Here is a 20,738-nt window from a genome sequence, read left to right as displayed (position 1 = left end):
TGCAAAAAATATCTTCTCAGTTACCTAGTCAATGATAAATACTATGGATATTTCTACCACTTATCTTGGTCTCTCCCTCCGTTCTCCTCTGGTCGTCGGTGCCTGTGGTCCCTTAACCGAAAATCTGGACAATCTTCGCCAGATGGAAGACGCGGGTGCCGGGGCAATTGTTCTTCATTCGTTGTTTGAAGAACAGTTACATAGAGATCGCCTCGAACTAGATTACTATTTGACCCAGGGAACTGAAAGCTATGGAGAGGCGCTTAGCTACTTTCCTCAGCGGCCTTTGTTTCATGTCAGTGCTGAAGCTTATCTAGAGCATATTCAGGCGGCTAAACAGCGAGTGGATATTCCCATTATTGCCAGCTTGAACGGTACGACAAATGATGGTTGGGCTAACTATGCTAAACAAATTGAGTCTGCTGGTGCCGATGCTTTAGAACTCAATCTCTATGCTGTGCCGACAGATATAAGCTTAACGTCTTCTCAGGTTGAACAAACCTATCTAGATATAGTGCATTCGGTGACCCACAGTGTTGATCTACCGGTTGCGGTCAAACTCAGTCCATATTTTACAAACCTGGCTAATTTTGCCCATCGTCTCTCCCATACAGGGGTAAATGGTTTAGTTCTATTCAATCGATTCTATCAACCTGACATCGATATCGACACCCTGGAAGTGTATCCCCATGTTCTGCTGAGTACCTCACAAGATTTACGTCTACCCTTGCGATGGATCGCTATTCTCTATGGTATTATGCCTATCGATTTTGCCGCAACAGGCGGCATTCACCATGCCCAGGATGCCATCAAACTGTTAATGGCAGGGGCCGATGTGACCATGATGGTAAGTGCGTTGTTAAGTTATGGCATTGATCACCTTAGTACCGTTGAACAGGCCTTACGTCAGTGGTTACAGGACCATGAGTATGCTTCTCTTAGCCAGCTAAAAGGTAGCATGAGCCAGATAAATTGCCCCGATCCCAGTGCGTTTGAGCGGGCTCAGTATATTAAATCGCTCCAGAGTTATCGACCTCAGCCACACTCCATTCATCTGGCTCCCTGATTCATATGGTTCTTTGATATTTGTGGGAACCGTGACTAAAAAGATTAATATTCTAGACCCGTGTCATCGGATAGTCTCTGGATGAAGTATGTTGACGAGTATCGAGATGGCTTGATAGTACAGGATTATGGGGATGCCATTGCATCTCTAATTACCCAACCCTGGACCCTGATGGAGATTTGCGGTGGTCAAACCCACACCATCGTCAAATACGGTCTCGATCAGCTGTTACCACCAGATATCACCTTAATCCATGGTCCTGGCTGTCCTGTCTGTGTGACCGACATGGCAATTATCGATCAGGCCTTGGTACTGGCTGCTCAGCCCGAGATTATCTTTTGCTCCTACGGTGATATGCTGCGGGTCCCCGGTACCTCTACAGATTTGTTAAGTGTCAAGGCCCAGGGTGGGGATGTGCGCATGGTATATTCCCCGATGGATGCGTTAGCACTAGCCCGTAAGCATCCAGACCGACAGGTGGTGTTTTTTGCCGTTGGCTTTGAGACTACGGCTCCAGCAACGGCCATGGCAGTCTACCAGGCGCATCAGCAACAGGTTGAGAATTTTTCAGTGTTGATAGCCCATGTGCTCGTTCCTCCGGCTATGGAGGCGATTTTGTCATCACCAGATTGTCAGGTACAGGGGTTTTTAGCAGCAGGTCATGTGTGTACGGTAACAGGCTATGGGGCATATCACGAGATTGCAGCAAAGTACCACGTCCCCATTGTGGTAACTGGCTTTGAACCCGTCGATATTTTGCAGGGGATTTATCTCTGCCTAAAGCAGCTAGAAGCTGGTAATGCGCAGGTTGAGAATCAATATACCCGGTCTGTTCAAATCCAGGGTAATCAACCTGCACAACAGCTCATGGACCAGGTGTTTCAAGTAGTTTATCGGGTTTGGCGCGGTCTGGGCAGTCTTGATCAAAGTGGCTTGGGATTACGTAAATCTTACGATTACCTGGATGCTCAATTGCGGTTTGCCGACCGATTGACCATCCCCCCTCTCCCCCTCTCCCCCTCTCCCTCTGAAAATACCTGCATCAGCGGTCTCATCCTACAAGGTTTCAAAAAGCCCCATGAGTGCTCTGCCTTTGGGACCAAGTGCTGCCCAGAGCATCCCCTCGGTGCTCCGATGGTCTCTTCCGAAGGGGCCTGTGCAGCTTACTATCGTTACCGTTCAGCCTCATAAGTTTCTCAACTTGGTATGACGCTGGTGTATACCATTCTGAATATTATCCATTTTGTCATGGATGTTCTAGTTGGTGTTCCAGGGTATCAGTTGATGCTACTTGATGGCTTGCCCCTAAGGCTCTTCACCCTGGATTAACTTCGCACACACAATCAGAATTGGAAGCCATCCCGCAGTCATAAAGTACTGATAGCTGCCCGCTTTACAGGTGCCCACAAATTAAGCCTTTGCATGTTCCTACATTTAACCATTCCTCCAATACATCAGCAGGAATCGAGAGCCTTACTGGACTCTCTGTTTTTGTAGGTAACTGTAGCTGTAGAGATTCTGCATCCTGAATAGATGCAAACAATGTAAGGATATCGTATTGACCGACATTTGGGGCAGGTAATGTACCCATAAAATGTTGCTGGGTAAGATTAGGGGCACTCAATTTTTGCCCTAAATTGGTCTCTACGACTAGTGGCTGGCCAGCATCAAGATAAACACTGTTTGCTTGAGTTGTTAACCATAAATAAACGCCTGCATTATCCTGTTCCATGGGTTTTAGTACTGTTGCATCCCACTGATTGCCGATTGTATCCGTGAGTGACTGTTGTGAATGATAAACCCATTGATCGGCTTCTTTCAAAAACTGCACCTTTGCTAAGGCGACAGGCGCAGACCATAGGAGCATCAGCAAGAGGGTGAGTCCTAGAATAACGAATAGCTTTGTGACAGTTTGGGTAAAGCTAGGATGGTGATGATCTGAGCTAATAGGGTGTTTCATATTGCCAATCTCCTCGTAAGTTATTTGCCTGTAGCCTCTGATGTCCTGGATTTAGCCAAGATTGCAGCGCTGTTGATGGCCGAAGCTCTGATAACAGTGTTTCTAATGTATCGCCCTCTAGAGTTTCTGTTTGCAGCAGTTTTTGGGCAATACTTTCTAAAACACCTTGATTTCTAACTAAAATTTCAAGGGCCATTTGATACGCTTGGTCAATGAGTTCTTTGATCTCTTGATCAATGGTTTCTGACAGGTGGGGGCTAATGGGACGGCGAGGTTGGGCAAAGCCATCTAAAAACTGAGCCTGGTTACGCTCTATCGCTACCGGTCCGAGAGTTTTACTCATGCCATAGAGGGTGATGCAGCGTTCTGCCAGGTCAGTTGCTTTTTGAATGTCATCACTTGCACCAGTGGATACTCTATCAAAGATCAACTCTTCAGCGGCACGCCCGCCCAACAACGTCATGAGTCGCCCCCGCAGCTCATCTTCCATCATCAAGAACCGATCATCTTCTGGTAACTGAAGCGTGTAGCCTAATGCAGCGACTCCTCTAGGTACAATGGAGATTTTTTCTACATGACCAGAGCCTGGCATTAAGGTTCCAATGATGGCATGACCTGCCTCATGATAGGCGACGGTCCGTTTTTCTAAATCATTTAGGATCCGTGATTTCTTTTCTAGCCCTGTTAACATCCGTTCAATGGCTTCATTAAAGTCAGCCATCATCACCGCTTCTTGATTTTTCCTGGCGGCCAGGAGTGCGGCTTCATTCACTAAGTTGGCCAGGTCAGCCCCAGCAAAGCCAGGAGTGCGGGCTGCTAGTTTGGCTAGTTTTACATCATCCGATAGGTGAACTGTTCTGGCATGGACCTGCAAAATAGCTTCTCGACCCTGACGATCAGGGCGATCGACCACCACACGTCGGTCAAATCGGCCAGATCTAAGCAGTGCCGGATCTAATACCTCTGGACGGTTAGTTGCCGCTAATAAAATCACACCTGTATTTGGCTCGAATCCATCCATTTCTGCCAAAAGCTGGTTCAGGGTTTGTTCCCGTTCATCGTTACTAGAAAAGGGATTATTCGCGGTACGTGATTTGCCTAGTGCATCTAGTTCGTCGATAAAAACAATGCAAGGAGCCTGTTTTTTGGCTTGTTCAAACAGGTCTCTTACTCGAGAGGCCCCCACACCGACAAACATTTCAATAAATTCCGAGGCTGAAATGCTAAAAAAGGGCACCTCTGCCTCGCCAGCAATGGCTCGGGCTAATAGGGTTTTACCAGTTCCTGGTGGGCCAACTAGCAAAACACCCTTAGGGATTTTGGCTCCCAACCGAGTATATTTTTGGGCATCTTTTAAAAACTCAACAATTTCTTGTAGTTCTTCTTTCGCTTCATCTACACCAGCTACATCATCAAATGTGACATGGGTACTACCTTGGGCATAAATACGAGCTTTACTCTTACCAACATTGAGAGCAGCAGGCCCTTCTTGCATTCTATTGGCAAAGACTCCCCATAATATCCATAACAATAATAGGGGAAATCCAAGGAGCCAAAGTCCGACCAACCAGTTGTTTTCATTGGCGGCTGTGGCTGTAATTTCAACACCATGCCTGCGTAGAATACGGGAGAGATCGGGATCATCGGGTAAGGGGGTGGTCACGGATGTTTTCGATACAGTCTCAGTGTCTGCTGGTTCTTGATCAGCCGATGTTTTGAGAGTGTATTGAATCTGGTGCTCACTAATGTGTACCTTAGCGACCTGGCCACTTTCAACCTGGTTGAGAAACTCACTGTAGGCTACTTCCTTAGATCGTTGTGGCATGCGGGTAACTGTGAACATCATGATCAACAGCCCAACCACCAGCCATCCTAGATTAATTAGGGGTGATTTGAATCCAGATGAATTCTTTTGTGGTGGAGTTGAGCGAGGTGGCGAGGAATGTTCTGGCATAGCATTGAGCAATCGTATCTACACAGCTGCTACAGCAGCTAAAAGTTTGGTGGCATCTGTCGTATGTCTTTAATATAAAGATTTTATTTGAGGAACTTGTGAGCATGGTATTGGGGGACTGCACAAAAAAAGACTCAGGTTGGGGCTGTCGATGGGTGGATGAGTGATGGGGTAATGGGGTTTAGTGATAGCTTTTGTTGTTTCAAGCACGTTGCTTGATTACAAAAAATAATTTGGATTAACAACTAAAGATATTTTTGTAGAGATAGATAAAAATAGTAATGTTCCCCTCTACATTATCCACTTAGATCGAGGCTCTATGTTTTCTAAGATACTTGCACCAATTCAGACAACTATGACCGATCAAGGTGTTTTTGATCAGGCTCTTGTTCTAGCGCAACAAAATCAGGCAGGTTTGATGTTGCTCCATGTGATCTCTCCTGAGATGAGGAGTACTCCAGCACTTCCTAATCCAACCTTGTATCGGTATCCAGTGATTACAGATGAGCTGATGCAGGGCTATCAACAACGGTGGGAAGATGTCGAAAATCAAGGGTTGGCAATGCTCAAAGCTTTAGCAGAAAAGGCTCAAACTGCTGGAGTAAAGGCTGAGTTTTCACAAAATGTCGGTAACACTGGTCATGTTATTTGTCATATGGCCGATAATTGGGAGGCTGATCTGATTGTTATTCGGCAACCTGATCGTTCTAAACTAGATGAATTGTTCTTGGGTAGTATTAGCAACTATGTTTTGCACCATGCGTCTTGTCCAGTAATGACAATTCCATCCTGAAAAAAAATACCCTGAGACTTTTGAGATATTCCCCAGTCTCAGGGTAGCTAGCTCAATGAGATGAATGCGATCGCATGCTCAACAAGTTCTGGAATCGATAATTTTCAATAGGTATTGTGAATATTCGTTAATCCTCACCTCGTCAACTCATGGGTAATGGATGGGCTTGTTACCGTATCCACAATGAAGTCAGTCGATAATTTCCTCGAAGAAACTAATGGGTATTGCGGTAGATAGTTAACTGGCTTTGGGTTGGTGATCCAAAACCCAGTTTTCAATCAGGAAAATAGCTACTAGCAAGGCGATCTGAAGTGCCGGAGGAGCAACTCCAATCAAAATCATCACACAGGCCGTGGCGGTAAGCCCAGCAGAGATGACTTCAAATTGTTTATCGGCTGTGAGAAAGACTCTTATAGCTATGAGCAAAATTGCAGCGGCACTAAAAAATATGGTCCACATACTGCTTCCTCCTATGGCTGGCTAGGGGATGAAGAGAACTTGGGCAGCTGAGCTAAGTCCTCAACTACACTGTAAAAGAATAGTTTGAGGAACTCATGAGGAAGAATGGAGTGGTATGTGGATTTTAGTAGAAAAGAGGGAAGATAAGAGAAGAATACAATTCTATATTATGGCCTGATGGGCGTCTGCTCACAACTTCTTCACATTTTTAAGCTAATGTTTATCATGTGGGAGTTTAATGAGCAAACCCTGGCATGGTTTCGCCGTCAGTCAGTGGGATTTGTGTTTCAGTGCAGTACTATGGCCGCTGAGATAACAGGCAGTTTACAGCCTGAAGAACACATTGTCCTGCACCTCAATGGGCAACTCCAGGCAGGGCGTCAAGTTAAACCCAGATAATGTTATGCATGCTGCCTGTCCCATTCCCATTCATCAATATCCTCAAGTCCTTCTGGCCCATGGCGGCGGCGGACGTCTCATGCACCAGCTCATTGAGACTATGTTGCTAGCTACATTCCAGCCGGACCCAGACTGGCAGCATGATGCCGCTAGTTTAACCATGGCCGGTAACCGGTTGGCATTTACTACCGATTCCTATGTGGTCACCCCGCTGTTTTTTCCAGGGGGTGATATTGGTTCCCTGGCTGTTTATGGCACGGTCAATGATCTGGCTATGGCCGGCGCAAGACCGCACTATCTCAGTCTTAGTTTTATTCTAGAAGAGGGGCTGCCGATGGAAACCCTGTGGCAAGTGGTGCAGTCAATCCAAGCAGCCATGCAACAGTCCCACGTACAGATTGTTACCGGCGATACCAAGGTCGTTGATCGGGGCAAGGGAGATGGGATATTTATCAACACATCTGGGATTGGTGTGCTTCAGCACGACGGTTTGATCGGTCCCTCTTCTGTTCAAGTAGGCGATGTGATCATTCTCAGTGGAGATGTTGGCCGTCATGGCATTGCTATTTTGTCTGCCCGAGAAGGGCTGACGTTTGAAACGACCATAAAGAGTGATTCCGCTCCCTTAGTGAAACCTGTTCTTGAATTGCTGCAACATTGGCCAATCCACTGTTTACGGGATCTAACTCGGGGTGGGTTAGCCAGTGCCCTGAATGAAATTGCATTGGCTGCCCATGTGAACATTGAACTAGAGAGTATAGCGATTCCGGTGGAAGAGCAGGTCCAAGGTGCATGTGAAATTCTGGGACTTGATCCACTGTATATCGCTAATGAAGGCCGTTTTGTTGCTTTTGTACCAGCAAGTGTGGCATCAGATGTATGGAAATGCCTGCAACAGTACCATTCACACGCTCAAATTATTGGACAAGTCGTAGATGATCAAAGGGCATTGGTCACAATAAAAAATGCTGTTGGATCCCAGCGGATTCTCGACTTTCTCAGTGGTGAGCAACTTCCCCGTATCTGTTGATGCTTTGATATGTGTGAAGATAGTCATAACTATCCCACTAAACACCTACTATATTGTTGTAGTGGAATCCATTCAAGTTCGCCATAGGTCTTCACTATCAGACGATATAGTATTTCTCGATCAGATTTAGCCGGAGGCAAAACTCTCGTGCCACTTAGTAAGCTAGGCTTAGCAAGCTATACAGCCTTATGTACTTTGTTTTCGACAAAAGCTCGTGGGCAGTTATCTTGCCAGTGGTAGTTCCTAGCATCAGGTGGTAGAACAGTTGAAAGTACCCCTAGTTGTGGGGGCAATTACTCAAGCCGTATCGAGAAACTGGGCATATCGCTCCCAACCAACGAACCCAGTGGATAACAGTTTAATTGATTATTTTGAACTTCAGCTATGTAGCGCAACAGGTTTTGACCAGGCAACTTAACAGTCAACTCAGCCAATACATAGGCTGTCGATTGTTTTAAAATCTGGCCAAATACCTGGCTCTGCATCCAAGACCAACCATGATGTCGCCAAAGCTCTGCTTCTAAACGCTGAAGCGGTTTAGGTAGAAGGCTCCAACCTCTATAGGTGGATAACAAGGGTGCCATATTGCCTGATTGTTTCAGCAGACACATCAGAGATTGTTGATTCAGATTGCCGTAATAACGTCCTTGGGGAAAATCAATGAGTGTAGGAGCAAATCGATGCCCACCAATGTGACTAACTTGCCACAGTTTAACGTCGTCACTCAGGCCAAGTTGCTGAACAGTTGCAATCGCATCTCGATAAAATGGATAACCATACATACCGCAGCACTCATTGTGGCTTGCATGGGTACACACCATCAAGTGTCGCTGTGATGAAAGCTTTAGGGGTCGGCATTTCTGCTGAAAGAAATCATCAATGGCTATGGCCATATCATCAGGTGATTCAACTTGAATGTCCCAACAGCCATAGTCTTTCACTAAAGTATTCACCTGTTCGGTTTGGAGGCCACTGTCAGTTGGCAAACAAGCACGCCGAAAAATTAAAATGCGCCGCCGCTGTTGCTGCCCAGACTCTTCATTAGCAATCAGGTGCACACGCACATCAGACTTGGCAACCAATAACGACCTAACCACCTTCCTTAAGGACTCAGGCACCCCTGACGACAACAAGGCTGGCTTATCCCACGGTGGCGGCACCTCAAGCAGGATAAAGGTATTAGCTGGAACAGCTGTACCAATTAAAGATTTAGATCGAGTTAATGTTGCTGTCTGCATGTTCACTATGACAGAGGGTACTGCCCCTTTTTATGAAACCTTCTATTTAATGATATTCATTTTCATTAAATACAGCCATGCCGAAAGTAGTTTTTTATACTGAAATCAAGCTAATATGTTGAAAATTTATATAAAAAGGCTGCAAATTCAAGATATAAAAGCTTTCATAGTGTATGCTCATTACGAAATCACTATTGATACTTAGTTTCATTTTTGAAAACAATATAGCCTCTGCCACGATGCAAGCCACGGCAGAGACTAGTAAAATGAAATTGTTTTAGCCTTCAGAGGATTCTGTTGTCATAGACGTATTAGGCCATCTATGGGCTCAGCCGGCTCAATTCATCCTTTTGATCCCTTGAGAACGGCGTGTGGCTTCCAGTTTTAGACGGTTTTGCTGGACGAGCGTTGTCTGTAGGCGCTGAGTCTGGGTTGTTAAAAAATCGTCCAACGTCTGATGGATCTCTTCCAGCGTTGCTTGCGGAGATTCCATCATCAGGTTTAATAGCCTGTCATAGGCCGCTATCCAACCGGCGATAGTTGTGTCTTCAAACAGAGCACTGCGGTAGACCGTTGTTAAATGAAGGCCGTTTTCAGCCTCGCTCAGGTGCCAAGTCAGGTTCCACCGTCCATACACTGGGGATGGGGGCACTGCTTCTACGGCCAATCCTTGAAAATCAGGAGTGGTTAACGATGGGTCTAGGTTAAAGAACGCGGGCACAATTGGCTGTAGCGGATCGGCGGATCTAGCCGATGTTTCTGCTCGGTTGTTTTTTGCCCAGCGCGCCCACTGGCTTAAAGAATAGTCGGTATGGTCGTAGCACTCTAACAATGTCGTCCGAATTGTATGCAGATAATCGGTCAGTGATTGCTCCGGGCGAAGCTGGCTATACACTGGCAACACATTCACACAGTGAGCCACTAGCCGCGACCAGCCGGGTTGTCCCTGGCCAGCCACAGAAATACCCACCGCTAATTCTGTTGTTTGACTCCAGCGATGTAGCAGTAAACAAAAGGCCGCCAACAATGTCATAAAGGGAGTGCAACCGTGTTTCTGGCTCCAAACTTGAAACTGTCGATAGCGCTCAGCAGATAGCTGCCATGATTGGGAGGTGCTGTGGTAATCGGGTGACCCCATCGACTCGCTGTCGGTCAATAGCTGCCATTGGGGCAGGGGTTGCTGTTGCCAGTAGGCCGCATCGGCGGCCTGGCTGACTTGTTGGACATAGTCTCGATAGGAACCTGGGGACGGCAGTGGTTGAATGTTATCCCCAACGGCCATGTTATATAGCTGACTCAGCTCTTCGAGTAAAATCTGAGTGGACCAGCCATCTACGACAATGTGATGGACGGTAAGTACCAAACCATGGTGTTGTTCCGCCAATTTCAGAGCCTGCATGCGCAGTAGGGGCGGCTGGGTGAGGTCAAAAACGTGGTGTTGTTCTCGCTGTAGCCAATGCTGAACTTCGAGAGTCTTTTTCTCGGAGCTGAGGGCACTCAAGTCAATGAACGGCAAGGTGAATGTCAGACTGGGGACTACTTGCTGGGTTGTGCCGGTGGAGACAATTCCAGTTCGTAGCGCGTCATGGCGGTCAATCAGCTGTTGCAGGCTCTGGCGTAGCGCCGACTCATGCAATGGCCCCCGCAACTCTAACCAGACACATTCTGTATAGGCAAGGGAGGCATCAGGATTGAGCTGCGTTAATAGCCAAATCTCTTGCTGGCTTTCGGTCAATGGCAGTACCTGAGCTGCCGTCAATGACTTTCCCGGCAGCAAGCCTCCCTTTTGCATTTGGGCCACCGCTGTTTGGACCGCCTGGATGATTTGTTCAATGTCGGCCTCTGTGTGGGCGGTGGAGAGAAAACAGTTACGTCCTTCCCAGACATAAATTCCCTGCTCAATCAGGTGATAAAACAACAAATCATAATTGCCAGTAAAGGCAAACCGAAAGAGTGAACCAAACTGCACGATCTCGATCGGCACTTCGGCCTGGCTAAAGAATGTATTTAGCCGCTGGGCAAATATCTCAGTGCGCTGGTTCAGCTGTTTTTGTAGGTCTGCTCCCTGCTGCTGAAGGTGTAGCAGAACAGCTTTAGCGGCGGCCATCGCCAGGGGGGGTTTGCAAAATGTTCCGGCAAAAAAAGTACGCTCCACACCTGGATAAGAGTCATCGCCATAGTGCCAGAGACCACCGTCAATGCCGTCCATGTATTGGGCCTTACCGGCAACAACGCCAATGGGTATGCCGCCGCCCAACACTTTGCCATAGGTGGCCAAGTCGGCCTCCACGCCAAACCAGGTTTGGGCTCCACCGGGATGAATGCGAAAGCCCGTAATAATCTCATCAAAGATGAGCGCCACCCCATGGTCCTGGGTGATGCGACGTAGATCTTGCAGAAAGTCTCGTGGTTGTAAATCGGGGCGACGGCTTTGCACGGGTTCTACTAAGACGGCGGCGAGTTCAGAGGCCCGGTTTTGAATCACCTGAAGTGCACTAGGATCACCGTAGGGTAGCACCAGCACATCCGCCACCATGCCGGGGGGCGTGCCGGGAGCGATGGGCACGCCAGCATGATCTTCTGCTGATCTAGCCAGGACTCCGTCAAAGTGACCGTGGTAAGCGTTCTCAAATCTGACAATGAGACGGCGTTGCGTGGCCGTGCGGGCTAACCGTAGAGCCGTCATCACGGCCTCTGAGCCGGACTGGGTAAAGGTGACCCGTTCCATGCCCGTTAGGTCATGGATGAGTTTGGCCACATCTCCCGCTAATTCTGCCTGGGGACCGATTTGAATGCCGCGCTGCAACTGGGTTGTGATCGCTTGCTGAACAAAGTCGGGGCGGTGACCAAATAGATAGACTCCAAACCCCATGGTGATGTCGATGTATTCGTTGCCATCCACGTCCCACAGTCGAGCCCCTTCAGCTCGGGTACCCACAATGGGATAGAGCATCTCTTTAATGGAGGGTCGAAATCCGGCACAGGCACGACTATCGGCTAAATAGGGGTGGCTAGTCTGCTTACGACGTTTTGACTCAGCCGTACGCTGGGTATAACGCTGAATAAATGTGTGGAGATAACGCTGCTGTGATTCAGTCAGGGACTGATGAGCTGCGGGGGCTATTGTGGGGGGTGGAGAGGAGATAGGCTGCGGGGCCAGTTGTTGCGGGGGCCGTGGCGGAGAGACCGTGGCTGGAGAGACCGTGGCTGGAGAGGCCGTGGCTGGAGAGACCGTGGCTGGCAGTTGGGTGCCTTGCTGGGCATGACGCAGCAGCTCAATCTGTTGTGTCATTAGCTGCATCTGTTGTGACACAATCTGCTCTAAGCCCGTGGTAGCAACCACAGGACTCGTCCCCACAGACATGTCTGAAAACGCTGTTGTTACAGTGAGTGGTTCTCTGTTGTTGAGTGGGGGAGAGTCGGTCGCTGCGGGCGTCCCAGTACTACGGTTGGGACTATGAGCGGAACTACGGTTGGTCCCATCTGCCGTTTGCTGAGCAATAAAGTTAGATAATGCCTCTAGAGTCTGTAGATCTTCAAAGAATTGCCGAATGGTGACCGTTACACCAAATCGGGCTTCAATCGCCTGAACAGCTTCAATCAGCACGATAGAATCAGCGCCCATTTCCAGGAATGGCGCTTGCGAATCAACAGCGTCTGGCGAGATCTTTAGCAGCTTGGCCACCAGCGTTTTTAATTCTGTCTGTACCTGGGCAACGGGGTTGGACGGTACTAGGACCTTGGCGGTGTCCGTGGGGGTAGGTGGTATGGGAGATGTCGGCATAAACCAATAGGACTGGCGTTGAAAAGGATAGGTGGGTAGGGCAATCCGCTGCCCCTGGGTTTGATTGATAGCGGCCCAATCGACGATAAACCCTCGAACAGCTAGTTGACTAAGGGTTTTTAGCATCACGCATTCGTCATCTTGCTTCGGCACCAGGGAGGGCAGCCAAGGTTTGGTAGCTCCAGAAAAACTGCGCTGTGCGATTCCTAGCAGCGTGGGCTGTGGCCCAATTTCAAGCCATAGATTAGGGCGTTGGGCCAGCAAGGTCTTTAAACCAGTGGCAAACTGAACCGGTCGGCGCAGCTGTTGACACCAGTAATCGGCATCTGGGGCCGCTGTTAACGGCTGGCCCGTCAAATTAGAAATTAGCGGGATTTTTGGGGATGCATAGGTCAGGTTTTGGGCAAATGTTGCGAATTCCGCGAGCATTGGCTCCATTAACGTCGAATGAAAGGCGTGAGAAACAGGTAGGGGGCGGGTACGAATTCCCTGATCAGCAAGAATTTTTAAGACGGAGTCCACAGCCGTTTTGTTACCAGAGATGACGGTGTTGTCGGGTCCGTTGATGACAGCAATTTCCACCCCATCTAAGGTCTCCATTAAGGGCTGTAGTTGTTCAGGTGCAGCAAATACAGCGGCCATGGTGCCATCTAGCGGCAACTGTTGCATCAGACGAGAACGCAGGGTCACAAGCCGCAGCCCATCTGTCCAGCTTAAGCACCCCGCCGCACAGGCAGCAGCATATTCTCCCAGGCTATGGCCTAGAACAACCGTGGGGACAATCCCCCAGCTCCGCCACAGTTCACTAAGGGCATATTCCAAAGCGAATAGGGCGGGCTGGGTATACGCTGTTTGGTGCAGTCTGTTTGCCTGCTCTTCTGTTTCCGCAAACAATACTGTCAGGAGCGACGGGTCTAGCTCAGATTGCAAGGCAGCATCGCACTCATCTAAGATGCGTCGAAACACGGGCTGTGTGTCATAGAGTTGTCGTCCCATGCCGACATACTGTGCCCCCTGCCCCGTAAACAAAAATGCAATGTCTCGCTGGGGACGACGGGGAGCTTTTGCCATAGCCACAGCGGTCGAATGCTTACCCTGGGCCATATCAGTGAGGTGCGATCTCATCCCCTCTAACGAATCCGCCACCACTATCGCCCGATGAGAAAAGATAGAACGCCCCATATGGGCTGTCCAACAGACATCTGCCAGATTCACCCCAGGATGGGCCTGCAAAAACTCCGCATAGCGGCCCGCCAGGGCGGTCAAAGCAGGCTCCGATTTAGCCGTTAGCATCAGGCTGTGCCAGGCGGGAGCAGCAACAGAAGTCGAGGCAGGCGTCGGGGAGCTGGATGCCGCAGACACAATTACATGGGCATTGGTCCCCCCAAAGCTAAAGGCACTCACCCCCGCTATCGGTCGATCCACACCAACCGATGACGGCCACTGGCAACCTTGCTGAGGAATAAACAACGGCGTGTCCGTCAGGTCGATGCGGGGATTGAGTTGATGTAAATGCCCATGGGCCGGAATGTAGCGATGCTGTAGTGCTAGTACCACCTTAATCAGACTCGCAATGCCAGCCGCCGCTTCCATGTGACCGACGTTGGCCTTTAGCGCCCCTAGGGCACAGGGCTGTTGGGAGGAACGACCCGCCATTAGCACCGTTTTTAGCGCATTCACTTCAATCGGATCCCCCAGGGGTGTCCCCGTACCATGGGTTTCAACGTAGCTAACATGGGCGGCAGGCACCTGGGCCTGGGTCAATGCCTGACGAATAACCGCCTGTTGGGCAGGGCCGTTGGGGGCGGTTAGACCGTTACTCAGCCCATCCTGATTAACGGCTGAACCCTGTACCACCGCTAAGATCCGATCTCCCGCCTGTTCAGCATCAGCCAGTCGCTTCAACACCACAACGCCACACCCTTCTGAGCGCACATAGCCATCGGCGGCAGCATCAAACGTCTTGCAGTGGCCATCAACGGCCATCATCCCGGCCTGTTGAAACACCTCCGTCACCTCGGGTCTGAGAATTAAATTCACACCCCCTACCAGCGCTAAGTCACAGCCGCCAGCCGCCAGGCTTTGCCCTGCCAGGTGTACGGCCACCAGCGACGATGAACAGGCAGTATCAACGGCTAGACTAGGCCCCTTTAAATTGAGGGCATAGGAGATTCTATTAGCGGCCACACAAAGCGCCGTCCCAGTGGCACTGTAGGGGCTCACGTCGCTCTCTGGGCTGTGGTGTTGACCCAAAAGATAACCATAGTCACTGTGACTAATGCCAACAAATACCCCTGTACGGCTGCCCGCTAAGGATTGAGGTGCAATAGCCGCCTGCTCTAAACTCTCCCAACAAACTTCCAATAACAGCCGCTGTTGGGGATCGAGATAGGCCGCTTCACGGGGGGAAATCCCAAAAAACGCTGCATCAAACTGATCGATATGGGACAGGAACCCCCCCCATCCGGTGGTGGCTAGCCCTGGCAGTTCTCTGGGTGCAGCTGACGTCATGGCATCACCTCCCTGGCACAGGAACTGCCAAAAGTTATCGGCATTGTCGCCCCCCGGAAACCGGCAGGCCAAACCGACAATCGCAATTGGGTTCATCGTTTAGAATGCCTCTCAGTGCAGATTAACAAATGGTCATTGGTTCACTGCTGCCTGGCCAGAGCCATCATCCATGGCATCGGCTTGGCCAAATGTCGCTCTTAAACAGACTGTTCTCGCCAGGAATGCCAAAGACCTAGTACCCGATGGCAAAAATTTGGCACCCTTGCATCCACCCATCCACCCATCGACTCATCCACATTGGATGGTGGACAAACTTACGCCATAAAGTACTAGCTCTCTTGCCCCTCAGTTTCTAAGGACAGGTCTCCTAAGTGTTCAGCCAGGGTGGCAATCGTGGGATAGTCGTAAAGCAATGTGGGTGAAACCTGTCGCTGCAACCACTCCTCAAGTTCTCCTGACAGCCCAATTACTTCGGTAGAATCGAGTCCATAGCTGTCAAAAGGCGCATCTGGATCAATGCCCTCAATTGTGGTGCCCAGAGACTCTGCCAGTCTCTCAGACAGCCAAGCCTCAATGTTTGCTATCGTTGGTTGGTCCATAACAGATGGTTGCGGGTTAACGGATGAATTCATAGGAGAAGCCTTGCTCACAGTTGCTCACAATTAACGAGTGTTTGCAGGTTGGGCCATGGGAATGGGATGCAGCTGCCCAGCCAAAAATTGTGAACGACAGCGAGAACGTTGAATCTTGCCGCTGGAGGTTTTAGGAATACTTCCAGGCTTAACGAGCACGATGGTTTCCACCCGCAGGCCATGAACCTGGCTCACGGTTTGCTTAATGGCTCGGATGATGGGCTTAGGCTCTAATCGCCGCAGCCACACCCGTCCGACTTCTTGTACAACAACCAACTGAGTTTGTTCATGTCGATCCACGGTAAACGCGGCTCCCCATGTGGTCCGAAAAGCCGGATGGCTAGCAGCCACGGTGGCTTCCACATCGCTGGCATAGTGATTGCGACCGTGGATAATCATGACTTCCTTTATCCTCCCGGTCACAAACAGCTCTCCATTTTGCAGACAGCCCAAATCCCCTGTGCGTAGGAACGGTCCAGCCCCAGGGTCAGCCAGGTGGGCATGAAAGGTTTCTTGGCTTAGCTGTGGCTGCTGCCAATAGCCCTGGGCGACGCTGGGGCTAGTCACCCAAATTTCTCCAACTTCGTTGGGTTGGCACCGCGTCAGGGTTTGGGGATTAACAATTATCAGCTGACCTGAGTCAATCACCTGTCCACAGCCCACTAGCAAGCGTCCCTGGTCGGCAGGCTGAATGCGATGGTCCGCTAGTTTTTTCTCATCTACGGTTAATTGTTTGGGGGCACTGGTGCGATCGCCACCGGTGATCATTAACGTCGCCTCGGCCATGCCATAGCAGGGATAGAATGCCTCAGGGCAAAACCCATAATCGGCAAATGTTGCAGCAAAGCGCTCAAGGGTGGCCATCCGGATTGGTTCCGCCCCCGTAAAGGCCACTGACCAATGACTTAAGTCCAGTCCCACGCATTGTTCTGGCTTGAACCGTTCTACACAACGGTCATAGGCAAAATTGGGACCGCCACTGATGGTTGCTTGGGTGCGGGAAATAGCCTGTAACCAGCGCAGGGGACGTTGTAAAAAGTCCACGGGCGACATCAGTGTGGTGGTCAATCCTTGGTATAGAGATGTGAGAATGCCGCCGATCAGTCCCATATCGTGATACGGCGGTAGCCAGCACACTCCCTCGCTACGGTTGTTTAACTCAAACTTATGGCTAATGGCAGCAACGTTATGGATGAGATTACGATGGCTAATTTTTACCCCCTTCGGTGCAGCGGTAGAGCCCGAAGTGTATTGCAAGAAGGCGATTGCTTCAGGATCAATGTTGGGGGACTGCCAGGCTGTTGCCGCTGTAGCAAGAACAGAATCTAGCTGAAGCGTGGGAATGTTCGACAGGGGTCTAGGTTGGAACTGCTGAGCAGACGTTGTCAAAATCAGCGCAGCTTGCGTATCAGCAGCAACACCTTGAAATCGCTCTAGGGACTGCTTGGGGCGAGGTGGCTGTATCGGCACAGCGATCGCACCCGCATACAAACAGGCACAAAATGCCAAAACATAGTCTAATCCAGGGGGACAGAGCAGGAGTACGCGCTCTCCCTGGAGATTTAATCGCTGCATCTGGGCGGCGATCGCTCGACTGCGGCAGTCTAAATCGCCATAGGTTAATTGTTCAGACGACACTACACCGTCATTCCACATTTGGAAGGCAATTCGAGAGGGCTGTTGTGCCGCTCTCTCCCTAAGGAGATCAACCCAGGTCAAACCTGGGCTAACACCCTGGAGACAGTTAAAGGTCAGATGGGGCATGGAGTAGGGCTAATAGATGAGGTAGACGGACCCAACAGGTTGAGGTAAACGGGAGCGAACCGGAGTGCCGGAGGCAATACATTTGCGAATTGCGGAGGCAATACATTTGCGAATGAGATTAAAACTCAAACTTATTAATTGATACCATTTCGCAATAGTGAGTATAGATGACTCAGCTCTCATTCGCAAGAAGTTAGATAGTCAATGCAGTTACTCTATGCAAATCAATGGTTTTAATTATTTTCTTGACGTCCATGATGAGCTTGACAAGGGAGTGTTTTGCCCTTTAGGTTTTTGATAATATTCTCATTAAAAATCCATTTTTTGGTCTCTTAATTGACAATATTTAGCTTTAGCGTGGCAACAGCGATGTCTGAGACCCGCGAGTTTAGGCCCCAGTTACTTGGCTTAGGGCCCCATTATTTGTGTGTGAGGAATGATGATGAAATTGTCTTTAGGAACCTGTACGCTTGGGATCGCAAGTGCGATTACGGTTGCGATCGCGCAACCTGTCTATGCACAGACGTCCATAATTACTGCTGTACAGCTGACCCAAACTGACACAGGGTTGTCACTCACCCTTGAATCTCCCACTGAGGCCCCCCTACAAACCTTTATCAATCGCAGTGGCGACAACACAATTGTTGTCGATGTTGTTGACGCCCAACTTCAAACCTCCGAGGGGGATACCTTTCAGCAAGACAATCCGGCTACGGGGATCGAATCAATTACGGTTAAATCCCTGGCCACCAACCGTATTCAGGTAACGATTGTCGGGCAAGATACTGCCCCAGCCGTTGAAATTGATCAGCAGCCTGGAGGTCTAATTTTCGCCGTCAGCACCGTCGTCACTGACCCAGCGTCCCCCGATGGCGAGCCCGTAACCACCGATCCCTCTGGCGATCCCCCTGGACCCACTGATGAATCGGCAGAGGGACTGGAAGACGCAGCTCCCCTGCGCTTAGTTGTTACGGCCACCCGTACCGAAGAGTCCATAGACGACATCGGACGTTCCATCACCGTCATTGAGCGAGAACAAATCGAACAACAGTCTATTCTCTCCAACGATCTTGCTGATACGTTAGGCAATTTAGTGCCAGGATTTGGCCCCCCGAACCAGTTACGCACCACCCGTGGGCAAACCCTTCGAGGTCGAGAAGCTGCCATCTTAATTGACGGTGTCCCGCTGTCCACTAACTTTCGGGTTAATCGCCAAGAACTGCGTAGTATTGACCCCTCTGCCATTGAGCGAGTCGAGGTGATTCGTGGCCCCAGCGCCATTTTTGGTGGCCAAAGTACCGGTGGCGTCATCAACATCATCACCCGTCGTCCCGAAGATGGTCAAGCGATTCTGGAAACTCGGGTTGGCGGTAGCGCATCATTAGGTGACCTAGAGGACGATGGCTTTGGCACTAATTTTGCTATCAATATTTCAGAAGGATTTGAACGCTCCGCCTATAGATTGATCCTATCCCGTGACGAAACCGGTAGCTTTTTCGATGCTGACGGTAATCGTAACGTTTCAGAGTCGAGTCTGAGCGATACCACCAGCTACAACCTGTTGGGCAAATTTAACTATGAGCCCAGCGACCAAGAGCAATTCGATTTCACAATTAACTACTTTAATTCCCAGCGAGATACGGAGTTTATTGCTAGTCCCGAAACCCTCCTTATTCCTGGTCGACAAACTGCTCGGGCCTTGAAGATCCCTGGTTTTGAACGAGAAAATAATCCAACAGATCGGAGCCTGGTCACAAACTTGAGCTATTCCCATGATGATCTATGGGGTAGCGAATTGCGAGGACAATTGTATTACCAAAATACGCTCGCCCGTGGTGAATTTGCTGATGGTCGTCTCGGCATCGATTTCTTTCCCTTTCTGTTTCAATCACGTCTTGAGGCCGAACGCTGGGGCGGGCGACTACAGGTTGAAACCCCTTTAACCAGGAATGAAACCCTTAACCTACTGTGGGGTGCAGACTATGAAAATCAGAAAAATCAACAGATTACGGCCCAGTTTGATGCAACAACATTTGACAATGAGCAGCGACTAACCCCGCTCCAAGAATTTGACTTTACCCCCCCTTATCGGGTGAATAGTCTGGGTCTTTTCACTCAGCTTGATTGGGAGCCCAGTGAATCGTGGCTGCTGCGGGGTGGGGTGCGTTATGAAAATATCAACCTTGACGTGGATGACTATTTTTCAGTCACTGGCAGTCGCAATATTGAAGGTGGCAATCGCAACTTTGATGACGTTGTTTTTAACGCTAGTACGGTTTATCAGCCTGTTGACGAGGTTTCACTCTTTGCCAGCTTTGCCCAGAGCTTCAGTGTGCCTGAGTTTAGTCGAGTCTTACGCTTGCCCCCCCCTGGCTTTACTAGTATTGAGGACGATTTGGATATTACTCAACCGATCAAAGTTACTGAATATGAAATTGGTGTGCGCGGTAATTGGCCATCGATTCAAACGAGCCTCAGCGGTTTTTACAACACATCAGACCTGGGTTCAAGTCTGGTGCCCAACGAAGATGGTTTGCTGACTATTCAGCGTGCCCCTCAGCGGATATATGGTGTAGAAGCCACAGTGGATTGGCAACCAGCAGACACCTGGGGCATTGGCGGTACGGTTGGTTGGTCTGAAGGTGAAAATGATGTGGATCGAGATGATGATTTTGACCCCTTGAATAGTGGCGAAATTTCTCCGATTAAATTTACCGCTTATGTGGAAAATGAAACCCTACCTGGCTGGACTAATCGTCTACAGGCCTTGATCGTAGGCGGTCGTAGTCGAGCCGCTGATGAAGGCATTGAGCCCTTATCGATTGAGAGCTATACCACGATTGACTTTATCAGTAGTGTGGATATTGGCTCAGGCAGGTTGCAACTGGGTGTTGAGAATATCTTTGACATCCAATACTATCCAGCTACAGCTCAATTTTTGTCGGGGTTTGACGATCGTAACTATGTCGGAGGTCGAGGCCGAACCATACGTCTTATGTATTTGATGGAATGGTAACAACAAGGGTTTAACAGCATTAGCTAAACTCCTAACGCTTACTGAAAATTGGTTTTGGCCTTGGCGTACGTTGGTGTTTCCAAACTACGCCAAGGTCAGAATCCTGATCAAAAGTCGCCGTCAGTACGCGTC

At 49.5% G+C, this 20,738-nt stretch carries 14 protein-coding genes; 7 read left to right on the top strand and 7 right to left on the bottom strand.

Annotated elements, in window-relative coordinates; all coding sequences use genetic code 11:
- Positions 1-43: 43 nt before the first annotated feature.
- From U2F10_RS34370 to U2F10_RS34360, 3 genes are all read left to right on the top strand, one after another.
- Complete coding sequence (locus U2F10_RS34370) at positions 44-1,066, top strand: dihydroorotate dehydrogenase-like protein (protein ID WP_163670499.1); 1,023 nt, start codon at positions 44-46, stop codon at positions 1,064-1,066.
- 81 nt (positions 1,067-1,147) lie between these two features.
- Entirely contained in the window at positions 1,148-2,257 is a 1,110-nt protein-coding gene (hypD, locus tag U2F10_RS34365) for a hydrogenase formation protein HypD (RefSeq protein WP_163703458.1), read from the top strand.
- A 15-nt stretch (positions 2,258-2,272) separates the two neighbouring features.
- Positions 2,273-2,395: a hypothetical protein gene (locus U2F10_RS34360; RefSeq protein ID WP_499874668.1), complete on the top strand. Its 123-nt coding sequence runs from the start codon at positions 2,273-2,275 to the stop codon at positions 2,393-2,395.
- Positions 2,396-2,459: 64 nt separating this feature from the next.
- Here U2F10_RS34360 and U2F10_RS34355 read toward each other — a convergent pair whose 3' ends face one another.
- A complete protein-coding gene (locus U2F10_RS34355; RefSeq protein WP_163697955.1) occupies positions 2,460-3,026 on the bottom strand; it encodes a DUF3122 domain-containing protein in 567 nt (188 codons plus the stop codon).
- The gene (gene ftsH, locus U2F10_RS34350; RefSeq protein ID WP_163697953.1) at positions 3,010-4,980 is read right to left on the bottom strand and encodes an ATP-dependent zinc metalloprotease FtsH; all 1,971 of its coding nucleotides are present in this window, start codon (positions 4,978-4,980) and stop codon (positions 3,010-3,012) included. Before ftsH ends, U2F10_RS34355 begins: the two co-directional genes overlap by 17 nt.
- 319 nt (positions 4,981-5,299) lie before the next feature.
- Here ftsH and U2F10_RS34345 point away from each other — a divergent pair, with 319 nt between their 5' ends.
- Positions 5,300-5,773, top strand: coding sequence for a universal stress protein (locus tag U2F10_RS34345; RefSeq protein WP_284681669.1), 474 nt, complete (start codon positions 5,300-5,302; stop codon positions 5,771-5,773).
- A 237-nt stretch (positions 5,774-6,010) separates the two neighbouring features.
- On the opposite strand, the gene U2F10_RS34340 is transcribed toward U2F10_RS34345, so the two are convergent.
- The gene (locus U2F10_RS34340; protein WP_163670507.1) at positions 6,011-6,232 is read right to left on the bottom strand and encodes a hypothetical protein; all 222 of its coding nucleotides are present in this window, start codon (positions 6,230-6,232) and stop codon (positions 6,011-6,013) included.
- A 216-nt stretch (positions 6,233-6,448) separates the two neighbouring features.
- Here U2F10_RS34340 and U2F10_RS34335 point away from each other — a divergent pair, with 216 nt between their 5' ends.
- Both U2F10_RS34335 and hypE read left to right on the top strand, forming a co-directional pair.
- Complete coding sequence (locus tag U2F10_RS34335; protein ID WP_499058013.1) at positions 6,449-6,631, top strand: hypothetical protein; 183 nt, start codon at positions 6,449-6,451, stop codon at positions 6,629-6,631.
- Positions 6,632-6,635: 4 nt separating this feature from the next.
- On the top strand, positions 6,636-7,661 hold the full coding sequence (gene hypE / locus U2F10_RS34330) for a hydrogenase expression/formation protein HypE (protein WP_163697951.1): 1,026 nt from the start codon (positions 6,636-6,638) through the stop codon (positions 7,659-7,661).
- A 293-nt stretch (positions 7,662-7,954) separates the two neighbouring features.
- Here the strand turns inward: hypE and U2F10_RS34325 are convergent, their stop codons facing one another.
- From U2F10_RS34325 to U2F10_RS34310, 4 genes are all read right to left on the bottom strand, one after another.
- Positions 7,955-8,899, bottom strand: coding sequence for a ferredoxin family protein (locus U2F10_RS34325; RefSeq protein ID WP_163697949.1), 945 nt, complete (start codon positions 8,897-8,899; stop codon positions 7,955-7,957).
- Between the two features lie 337 nt (positions 8,900-9,236).
- Positions 9,237-15,290 carry an aminotransferase class III-fold pyridoxal phosphate-dependent enzyme gene (locus tag U2F10_RS34320; RefSeq protein WP_499874667.1) on the bottom strand — a complete coding sequence of 2,018 codons (6,054 nt, stop codon included), beginning with the start codon at positions 15,288-15,290 and terminating at the stop codon, positions 9,237-9,239.
- A gap of 233 nt (positions 15,291-15,523) precedes the next feature.
- Entirely contained in the window at positions 15,524-15,826 is a 303-nt protein-coding gene (locus U2F10_RS34315; RefSeq protein WP_163670517.1) for an acyl carrier protein, read from the bottom strand.
- Between the two features lie 30 nt (positions 15,827-15,856).
- A complete protein-coding gene (locus U2F10_RS34310; protein WP_163670518.1) occupies positions 15,857-17,590 on the bottom strand; it encodes a fatty acyl-AMP ligase in 1,734 nt (577 codons plus the stop codon).
- Between the two features lie 436 nt (positions 17,591-18,026).
- Between U2F10_RS34310 and U2F10_RS34305 the strand changes: the two genes are divergently transcribed.
- On the top strand, positions 18,027-20,606 hold the full coding sequence (locus tag U2F10_RS34305; RefSeq protein ID WP_163670520.1) for a TonB-dependent receptor domain-containing protein: 2,580 nt from the start codon (positions 18,027-18,029) through the stop codon (positions 20,604-20,606).
- Positions 20,607-20,738: the final 132 nt, after the last annotated feature.

This window comes from Leptothoe sp. EHU-05/26/07-4, assembly GCF_043421015.1.
GTDB classification, from domain to species: domain Bacteria; phylum Cyanobacteriota; class Cyanobacteriia; order Phormidesmidales; family Phormidesmidaceae; genus Leptothoe; species Leptothoe turfae.
The sequence above is the reverse complement of the archived record's forward strand: the minus strand, read 5'-3'. Positions and strand labels throughout refer to the sequence as shown.